Source organism: Protofrankia sp. Cj3, assembly GCF_917627355.1.
In the GTDB taxonomy this organism is placed as follows: Bacteria; Actinomycetota; Actinomycetes; order Frankiales; family Frankiaceae; genus Protofrankia.
In genome coordinates, this window is record NZ_CAKJTR010000166.1 from 7082 (window position 1) to 10981 (window position 3900).

Annotated in this window: 3 protein-coding genes; all 3 read left to right on the forward strand. The window is 68.0% G+C overall.

The features are described from left to right. Positions 1-10: 10 nt before the first annotated feature. Positions 11-616 (forward strand): arginine repressor, encoded by a 606-nt coding sequence (gene argR, locus MJ783_RS18530; RefSeq protein ID WP_239312009.1) that lies wholly within the window; start codon positions 11-13, stop codon positions 614-616. A 127-nt stretch (positions 617-743) separates the two neighbouring features. Continuing rightward, entirely contained in the window at positions 744-1946 is a 1203-nt protein-coding gene (locus MJ783_RS18535; RefSeq protein WP_239312001.1) for an argininosuccinate synthase, read from the forward strand. After that, positions 1943-3397: an argininosuccinate lyase gene (gene argH / locus MJ783_RS18540; protein ID WP_239312004.1), complete on the forward strand. Its 1455-nt coding sequence runs from the start codon at positions 1943-1945 to the stop codon at positions 3395-3397. The genes MJ783_RS18535 and argH overlap by 4 nt, the downstream gene beginning before the upstream one ends. The last annotated feature ends 503 nt before the right edge of the window (positions 3398-3900 follow it).

Below are 3900 nucleotides of genomic sequence, written 5' to 3' on the forward strand. Positions count from 1 at the left end.
AGGCCGCCGTATGAGCACCCAGGTACCCAGGGTTTCTCGGCACGCTGCCGCGCCGCTGACCAAGCACGCGCGGCAGGCGAGGCTTGCGGCCCTGATAGCCCGCCAGCGGGTGCGTTCGCAGACGGAGCTGGCTCGGTTGCTGGCGGCGGAGGGCATCCAGGTCACCCAGGCGACGCTGTCCCGTGATCTGGAGGATCTCGGCGCGACCAAGGTGCGTGGCCCGGATGGTGCGTTGGTGTATGCCGTCGATGTCAACCTGGCGCCGACCGAGTCCGTGCGGCTGCCGCTCGGCCGGCTCTGTGAGGATCTGCTCGTTTCGGCGGAGGCCAACGGGAACCTGCTTGTCCTGCGGACCCCGCCGGGTGCGGCGCAACTGTTCGCCTCGGCGCTGGACCGGGCGGGGCTGCCAGAGGTCATGGGCACCATCGCTGGCGATGACACAGTCCTGGTGATCTGCCGGCCGGCATTGATCGCCGTTGCTGATCCGGCTGGCGGTACCGACCCCACCGGCCCCGAACTCGCCGCACGGCTGCTCGATCTTGCGGACGGGCGCTCCCGTGGTTCACCTGTCAACGGCCCATCTGCCGACCTGGCCGGCCAAGTCCCGCCGGCCTGATACACAGAGCAAAATGATTTTTGCAATCCTGGTGTGATGATCTAAAAATATCTGGCTGAGTGCGGCGTGGCGTTGGCTTTTCTGGCGCGGCAGGCAGCCCTGATGATTGTGGAAAGGTTGATCCGTAGTGACCGACCGCGTCGTACTCGCGTATTCGGGCGGCTTGGACACGTCCGTGGCTATCGGTTGGATCGGTGCTGAAACCGGCGCCGAAGTGGTCGCGCTGGCCGTTGACGTCGGCCAGGGTGGTGAGGATCTTGAGCTGATCCGGCAACGGGCGCTGGCCTGCGGGGCGGTGGAATCCGTCGTGGTCGATGCCCGCGCGGAGTTCGCCCAGTCGTTCGTGGCCCCGGCCATCCGGGCCAACGCTCTCTACATGGACCGCTATCCGTTGATCTCGGCTTTGTCGCGGCCTGTCATTGTCCGTCACCTCGTCGAGGCAGCCCGCACCTTCGGCGCTGGAGCCATCGCGCATGGCTGCACCGGCAAGGGCAACGACCAGGTGCGTTTCGAGGTGGGCGTGATGGCTCTTGCCCCGGGCCTGTCGGTGTTGGCGCCGGTGCGGGATTCGGGGATGACGCGGGACAAGGCGATCGCGTTCGCGGACGAGCGCAACCTGCCGATCGATGTGACCGCGCGTTCGCCCTACTCGATCGACCAGAACCTGTGGGGCCGTACGGCCGAGTGCGGCGTGCTCGAGAACCCATGGGCGCAGCCCCCGGAGGATGTCTTCGTCTACACCGCTGACCCGACCACCGCGGGGGAGCCGGACGAGGTGACCATCGGTTTTGTCGACGGGCTGCCGCTCTCTCTGGACGGCCGGGCCCTTCCTCTCGTGGACCTGATCGCCGAGCTGAACCGCCGCGCCGGTGCACAGGGCGTCGGGCGCATTGACATGATCGAGGACAGGCTGGTGGGGATCAAGAGCCGGGAGATCTACGAATGCCCGGCGGCGATCACCCTGCTGACCGCGCATCGTGACCTGGAGGACCTCACCCTCGAGCGCGAGGCCGCCCGGTTCAAGCGGGGGGTGGACCAGCGCTGGGGCGAGCTTGTCTACGACGGCCTGTGGTACTCGCCATTGCGGGCGGCGCTGGACGCGTTCATCGACTCCACGAGCGCCCGGGTCACCGGCGATGTCCGGATCCGGCTCGCCGGTGGTGTGGCCCAGGTGGTCGGACGGCGTGGCGAGGCGAGTCTCTACGACCACGCTCTCGCGACCTACGACGCGGGCGACCAGTTCGATCAGCGTGACGCACGGGGTTTCATCGACCTGTGGGGCCTGCCGACCACGGTGTGGTCAGCTCGTGAACAGCGGCTGTCCCGGTGAGCACATCGGCCTGCGAACCACCGGGCTCAGGGCCATCGGCGTCCGCGCCGCCGACCCGGCTGTGGGGTGGTCGTTTCGCCGGCGGTCCGGCGCAGGCGCTGGCGCGCCTGTCGGTCAGCGTCCAGTTCGACTGGCGGCTCGCCCCGTACGACCTGCGGGCCTCGGGCGCGCACGCCCGCGTGCTGCACCGCGCCGGCCTGCTCGACGACGGTGAGCTCACCGCCGTCCTCGCGGCCCTGGACGATCTGTCCGAAGCCGTGCGAACCGGTCGTTTCCGACCGACGGTTGACGATGAGGACGTGCACACGGCCCTGGAACGGGGTCTGCTCGAGCGCCTCGGCACCCTTGGGGGCAAGCTGCGGGCGGGGCGAAGCCGTAACGATCAGGTAGCCACCGATCTTCGGATGTATCTGCGGGAGCACGCCCGGCAGGTGGCAGGGTGTCTCGTCGACCTGCAACTGGCTCTCGTCGACCAGGCGGCGGCACAGGTGGACACGCCGGCACCCGGGATGACCCACCTCCAGCATGCCCAACCGATCTCGTTCGCCCATCAGCTGCTCGCCCACGTCCACGCGTTCGCGCGTGATGTGGACCGGTTACGGGACTGGGACCGGCGTGCCGCCGTGTGCAGTCTGGGCGCGGGCGCGCTGGCCGGTTCCTCGCTCCCGCTCGACCCGCACGGCGTCGCGCGGGAGCTCGGTTTCGACTCGGCCTTCGCGAACTCGATCGACGCGGTCTCCGACCGTGATTTCGTCGCGGAGTTCCTGTTCGCGGCCGCGCTGATCGGTGTGCACCTGTCCCGGCTCGGCGAGGAGATCGTTCTGTGGACGAGCCGGGAGTTCGGTTGGGTCGAGCTGGACGACGCGTTCGCCACCGGTAGTTCGATCATGCCGCAGAAGAAGAACCCGGATGTCGCCGAGCTCGCGCGGGGCAAGTCCGGCCGGCTGATCGGCGCGCTCACCGGACTGCTCGTCGTGCTCAAGGGGCTGCCGCTGGCGTATGACCGTGACCTGCAGGAGGACAAGGAGCCGGTGTTCGACGCGGTCGACACCCTGCTGCTGGTACTGCCGGCGACCACGGGCACGGTGGGGACCATGCGGATACACCGGGAGCGTCTCGCCGCGGCCGCTCCCGAGGGGTTTGCGCTGGCCACGGATGTGGCTGAGTACCTCGTCCGGTGTGGAGTGCCGTTTCGGGAGGCGCACGAGGCGGTCGGGCAACTGGTGGCCTGGTGCGCCGCGCGTGAGGTGGGACTCGACGAGGTCGGTGACGACGACCTGGCGGCCATCAACCCGCGCCTGGCTCCGGGCGTGCGCACGGTGCTCTCCGTCCAAGGCGCGCTGGAGGCTCGTTCGGCTCCGGGCGGGACAGCTCCGGCCCGGGTACGCGAACAGCTCGCGGCAATCACCGAACGGCTCGTACGTGACCGTGAGTGGGCAAAGAGCTTCTGACGGCCTTCAGACGAGAGCAGATCATCAATAGATGACCGCTGGATGAACATCTGGCGACCACGTGTCTGGCAGGCCGCTCCTGACGGGGTCGCGGCGGCCCCGTCAGGAGTCGGGCCCGCGACGTGACGGGAATGCCGACCGGTCGACCGGTCGACCGGCTGATCAGGAGCGGGGCCGGCGCGGCGGCAACAGCCCCCGATGGTCCCATAGCAGACAGGTTGGTCAAGACGACATTCAGGCGATGTGATGTAGGTAACAGATCGAGAAGCCGTTGACATTTGACGTTCCCGCTCTGCACCCGTAATGTTCTCCTTGCCGGCGGACAGCCGGGAGACACCGAAGCCGAGAAGCGCCGGTGGCCCCAACCCCGGCTCGACACTCTCTGCGAGTGATCGAAGGTAGCCGTCGAGGCTTCCGCCGGATAGTCCGGAATGGTCTGACTCGACTGGATTCCAACAGTAGCTTAGAAAAATGCTCCGGGTGGGAGTTGAAAGATTCCCCAT

Excerpts from the sequence above, each read along its gene's own strand:
- argR (WP_239312009.1), top strand. The coding sequence starts at position 11 with ATGAGCACCCAGGTACCCAGGGTTTCTCGGCACGCTGCCGCGCCGCTG.